Source organism: Burkholderia sp. BDU5, assembly GCF_001522845.1.
In the GTDB taxonomy this organism is placed as follows: domain Bacteria; phylum Pseudomonadota; class Gammaproteobacteria; order Burkholderiales; family Burkholderiaceae; genus Burkholderia; species Burkholderia mayonis.
Genome location: NZ_LOWC01000072.1, coordinates 1 through 5793 on the forward strand (window position 1 = coordinate 1; position 5793 = coordinate 5793).

The 5793-nt window shown below is 53.7% G+C and carries 2 tRNA genes and 3 rRNA genes; all 5 read left to right on the top strand.

The window, feature by feature from the left end:
• Positions 1-433: 433 nt before the first annotated feature.
• The 5 genes from WS69_RS13250 to rrf all read left to right on the top strand — a co-directional run bounded on the left by WS69_RS13250 (position 434) and on the right by rrf (position 5739).
• Positions 434-1966, top strand: a 16S ribosomal RNA gene (locus WS69_RS13250).
• A 61-nt stretch (positions 1967-2027) separates the two neighbouring features.
• Positions 2028-2104, top strand: a tRNA-Ile gene (locus WS69_RS13255).
• A gap of 39 nt (positions 2105-2143) precedes the next feature.
• Positions 2144-2219, top strand: a tRNA-Ala gene (locus WS69_RS13260).
• A gap of 345 nt (positions 2220-2564) precedes the next feature.
• Positions 2565-5444, top strand: a 23S ribosomal RNA gene (locus WS69_RS13265).
• Between the two features lie 181 nt (positions 5445-5625).
• Positions 5626-5739, top strand: a 5S ribosomal RNA gene (gene rrf, locus WS69_RS13270).
• Together the 16S, 23S and 5S rRNA genes with 2 tRNA genes alongside form the textbook arrangement of a ribosomal RNA operon.
• Positions 5740-5793 lie beyond the last annotated feature (54 nt).

A 5793-nucleotide genomic window follows, 5' to 3' on the forward strand; every position in this document is an offset into this window, starting at 1 on the left:
CTAGAATCACGCCTCTTTCGCGGTAACGGAAACGCGACGCGAAAGAAGAAGTGGGAGGTTCCGGCGCTTGAGGCGAGACGGTTGGCGGGTTAGTCGACCGAGGGTGCGGGAAGGTGATTGAGGCGGTGCGCGACGGGGCAGTAAAAAGTTGTTGACGCGCTGCAAATAAGTGATCATAATCTCATTTCTCTGCTGCAGACAACGCAGCGCTGCTGAGAAGGCGGTCCGAAGTAGGAAGTACTTCTCGCAGATGTGCTCTTTAACAATGAACAGCCGATAAGTGTGGGCGCTTGATGGAGCGGGCGATCTTCGGATCGAAAGCGAAATTATCAAGAGTCTCACACTAAAGTAAGTCAGGTTTGTGAAGCAATTCACGACCTGTCAGCTTTGAGTGAGCGACCGGTTGGAAACAACCGAAAACAGTAACAGGTTTGAACTGAAGAGTTTGATCCTGGCTCAGATTGAACGCTGGCGGCATGCCTTACACATGCAAGTCGAACGGCAGCACGGGTGCTTGCACCTGGTGGCGAGTGGCGAACGGGTGAGTAATACATCGGAACATGTCCTGTAGTGGGGGATAGCCCGGCGAAAGCCGGATTAATACCGCATACGATCTGTGGATGAAAGCGGGGGACCTTCGGGCCTCGCGCTATAGGGTTGGCCGATGGCTGATTAGCTAGTTGGTGGGGTAAAGGCCTACCAAGGCGACGATCAGTAGCTGGTCTGAGAGGACGACCAGCCACACTGGGACTGAGACACGGCCCAGACTCCTACGGGAGGCAGCAGTGGGGAATTTTGGACAATGGGCGAAAGCCTGATCCAGCAATGCCGCGTGTGTGAAGAAGGCCTTCGGGTTGTAAAGCACTTTTGTTCGGAAAGAAATCCCTGGTCCTAATACGATCGGGGGATGACGGTACCGGAAGAATAAGCACCGGCTAACTACGTGCCAGCAGCCGCGGTAATACGTAGGGTGCGAGCGTTAATCGGAATTACTGGGCGTAAAGCGTGCGCAGGCGGTTTGCTAAGACCGATGTGAAATCCCCGGGCTCAACCTGGGAACTGCATTGGTGACTGGCAGGCTAGAGTATGGCAGAGGGGGGTAGAATTCCACGTGTAGCAGTGAAATGCGTAGAGATGTGGAGGAATACCGATGGCGAAGGCAGCCCCCTGGGCCAATACTGACGCTCATGCACGAAAGCGTGGGGAGCAAACAGGATTAGATACCCTGGTAGTCCACGCCCTAAACGATGTCAACTAGTTGTTGGGGATTCATTTCCTTAGTAACGTAGCTAACGCGTGAAGTTGACCGCCTGGGGAGTACGGTCGCAAGATTAAAACTCAAAGGAATTGACGGGGACCCGCACAAGCGGTGGATGATGTGGATTAATTCGATGCAACGCGAAAAACCTTACCTACCCTTGACATGGTCGGAACCCTGCCGAGAGGCGGGGGTGCTCGAAAGAGAACCGGCGCACAGGTGCTGCATGGCTGTCGTCAGCTCGTGTCGTGAGATGTTGGGTTAAGTCCCGCAACGAGCGCAACCCTTGTCCTTAGTTGCTACGCAAGAGCACTCTAAGGAGACTGCCGGTGACAAACCGGAGGAAGGTGGGGATGACGTCAAGTCCTCATGGCCCTTATGGGTAGGGCTTCACACGTCATACAATGGTCGGAACAGAGGGTTGCCAACCCGCGAGGGGGAGCCAATCCCAGAAAACCGATCGTAGTCCGGATCGCACTCTGCAACTCGAGTGCGTGAAGCTGGAATCGCTAGTAATCGCGGATCAGCATGCCGCGGTGAATACGTTCCCGGGTCTTGTACACACCGCCCGTCACACCATGGGAGTGGGTTTTACCAGAAGTGGCTAGTCTAACCGCAAGGAGGACGGTCACCACGGTAGGATTCATGACTGGGGTGAAGTCGTAACAAGGTAGCCGTATCGGAAGGTGCGGCTGGATCACCTCCTTTCTCGAGCTATCCGCGAAGTTGAGCGCTCACGCTTATCGGCTGTAAATTAAGACAGACTCAGGGGTCTGTAGCTCAGTCGGTTAGAGCACCGTCTTGATAAGGCGGGGGTCGTTGGTTCGAATCCAACCAGACCCACCAAGTTGTCTGGCGCAGGAAACCTGGGTGAAGTCTCTGTATGGGGGCATAGCTCAGCTGGGAGAGCACCTGCTTTGCAAGCAGGGGGTCGTCGGTTCGATCCCGTCTGCCTCCACCACAATCTTCAATGCGAAGTGCTTGGTTCGAACGTGAACCGAGGATTTGGCATTGGCGATTGAGCCAGTCAGAGTGATGCGAAAGTATCGGCTGTCGTTCTTTAACAATCTGGAAGAAGTAAGTAATTTGGATAGCGGAAGCGTCTTGAGATGGACGTGGAAGTTATCCGGGTTGTGATTGTATCGATGTATCTCAAGATGATTCGAACTTAATGTTCGGCTCAATTGGAATACGGCACACACGTAGTGTGGGCTCAGTGTAAGTGCTAGGCACTAACGCTGAGCGACACGCGAGAACTCAACCTGTAGCGACTGTAGCGTCGAAAGATGAGACAGACTCGTTATAGGGTCAAGCGAACAAGTGCATGTGGTGGATGCCTTGGCGATCACAGGCGATGAAGGACGCGGTAGCCTGCGAAAAGCTACGGGGAGCTGGCAAACGAGCTTTGATCCGTAGATGTCCGAATGGGGAAACCCGGCCCTTTTGGGTCATCCTAGACTGAATACATAGGTCTAGTGAAGCGAACGCGGTGAACTGAAACATCTAAGTAACCGCAGGAAAAGAAATCAACCGAGATTCCCAAAGTAGTGGCGAGCGAAATGGGAAGAGCCTGTACTCTTTATTTGTATTGTTAGCCGAACGCTCTGGAAAGTGCGGCCGTAGCAGGTGATAGCCCTGTAGGCGAAAACAGTATGAAAGAACTAGGTGTACGACAAGTAGGGCGGGACACGTGAAATCCTGTCTGAAGATGGGGGGACCATCCTCCAAGGCTAAATACTCGTGATCGACCGATAGTGAACCAGTACCGTGAGGGAAAGGCGAAAAGAACCCCGGGAGGGGAGTGAAATAGATCCTGAAACCGCATGCATACAAACAGTCGGAGCCTCGTAAGGGGTGACGGCGTACCTTTTGTATAATGGGTCAGCGACTTACGTTCAGTAGCAAGCTTAACCGAATAGGGCAGGCGTAGCGAAAGCGAGTCCGAATAGGGCGTTCAGTTGCTGGGCGTAGACCCGAAACCAGGTGATCTATCCATGGCCAGGATGAAGGTGCGGTAACACGTACTGGAGGTCCGAACCCACTAACGTTGAAAAGTTAGGGGATGAGCTGTGGATAGGGGTGAAAGGCTAAACAAACCTGGAAATAGCTGGTTCTCTCCGAAAACTATTTAGGTAGTGCCTCGTGTCTCACCTTCGGGGGTAGAGCACTGTCATGGTTGGGGGGTCTATTGCAGATTACCCCGCCATAGCAAACTCCGAATACCGAAGAGTGCAATCACGGGAGACAGACATCGGGTGCTAACGTCCGGTGTCAAGAGGGAAACAACCCAGACCGCCAGCTAAGGTCCCCAAATATGGCTAAGTGGGAAACGAAGTGGGAAGGCTAAAACAGTCAGGAGGTTGGCTTAGAAGCAGCCACCCTTTAAAGAAAGCGTAATAGCTCACTGATCGAGTCGTCCTGCGCGGAAGATGTAACGGGGCTAAGCCATATACCGAAGCTGCGGATGCGTGCTTGCACGCATGGTAGGAGAGCGTTCCGTAAGCCTGCGAAGGTGCGTTGAAAAGCGTGCTGGAGGTATCGGAAGTGCGAATGCTGACATGAGTAGCGATAAAGGGGGTGAAAGGCCCCCTCGCCGTAAGCCCAAGGTTTCCTACGCAACGTTCATCGGCGTAGGGTGAGTCGGCCCCTAAGGCGAGGCAGAAATGCGTAGCTGATGGGAAGCAGGTCAATATTCCTGCACCATTGTTAAATGCGATGGGGGGACGGATCGCGGAAGGTTGTCCGGGTGTTGGAAGTCCCGGTCGCTGCATTGGAGAAGGCACTTAGGCAAATCCGGGTGCGGAATTCAAGGGTGTGGCGCGAGCTCTTTAGGGAGCGAAGCAATTGGAAGTGGTTCCAAGAAAAGCCTCTAAGCTTCAGTTTAACAATGACCGTACCGCAAACCGACACAGGTGGGCGAGATGAGTATTCTAAGGCGCTTGAGAGAACTCGGGAGAAGGAACTCGGCAAATTGGTACCGTAACTTCGGGATAAGGTACGCCCTGGTAGCTTGACCCCCCTGCGGGGGAAGGGTGAAGGGGTTGCAATAAACTGGTGGCTGCGACTGTTTAATAAAAACACAGCACTCTGCAAACACGAAAGTGGACGTATAGGGTGTGACGCCTGCCCGGTGCCGGAAGATTAAATGATGGGGTGCAAGCTCTTGATTGAAGTCCCGGTAAACGGCGGCCGTAACTATAACGGTCCTAAGGTAGCGAAATTCCTTGTCGGGTAAGTTCCGACCTGCACGAATGGCGTAACGATGGCCACACTGTCTCCTCCCGAGACTCAGCGAAGTTGAAGTGTTTGTGATGATGCAATCTACCCGCGGCTAGACGGAAAGACCCCATGAACCTTTACTGTAGCTTTGCATTGGACTTTGAACCGATCTGTGTAGGATAGGTGGGAGGCTATGAAACCGGAACGCTAGTTTCGGTGGAGCCGTCCTTGAAATACCACCCTGGTTTGTTTGAGGTTCTAACCTTGGCCCGTGATCCGGGTCGGGGACAGTGCATGGTAGGCAGTTTGACTGGGGCGGTCTCCTCCCAAAGCGTAACGGAGGAGTACGAAGGTACGCTAGGTACGGTCGGAAATCGTGCTGATAGTGCAATGGCATAAGCGTGCTTAACTGCGAGACCGACAAGTCGAGCAGGTGCGAAAGCAGGTCATAGTGATCCGGTGGTTCTGTATGGAAGGGCCATCGCTCAACGGATAAAAGGTACTCTGGGGATAACAGGCTGATACCGCCCAAGAGTTCATATCGACGGCGGTGTTTGGCACCTCGATGTCGGCTCATCTCATCCTGGGGCTGTAGCCGGTCCCAAGGGTATGGCTGTTCGCCATTTAAAGAGGTACGTGAGCTGGGTTTAAAACGTCGTGAGACAGTTTGGTCCCTATCTGCCGTGGGCGTTGGAAGTTTGAAGGGGGCTGCTCCTAGTACGAGAGGACCGGAGTGGACGAACCTCTGGTGTACCGGTTGTGACGCCAGTCGCATCGCCGGGTAGCTATGTTCGGAAGAGATAACCGCTGAAAGCATCTAAGCGGGAAACTCGCCTTAAGATGAGACTTCCCCGGGGACTTGATCCCCTTGAAGGGTCGTTCGAGACCAGGACGTTGATAGGTCGGGTGTGTAAGCGCAGTAATGCGTTCAGCTAACCGATACTAATTGCCCGTAAGGCTTGATCCTATAACAAGTCTGTCTCGATAGCCGTTAGCGCTTCAGCGCTTACGGATATCGAGCGTCGAGTGCAAGGCACTCGACGTACGACGGTTGAAGTACCGCGTACGTGTAAGATACAGCTCACAACCCAACATTACTGCTTCTTCCCGATTGGTCGCGCTGCGATGCACCGCGACATCCCTCTTTGCCTGATGACCATAGCGAGTCGGTCCCACCCCTTCCCATCCCGAACAGGACCGTGAAACGACTCTACGCCGATGATAGTGCGGATTGCCCGTGTGAAAGTAGGTAATCGTCAGGCTCCCCCTCTCAGAACCCCCGCCCAGCCAGGCGGGGGTTTTGTTTTTTACGCCCA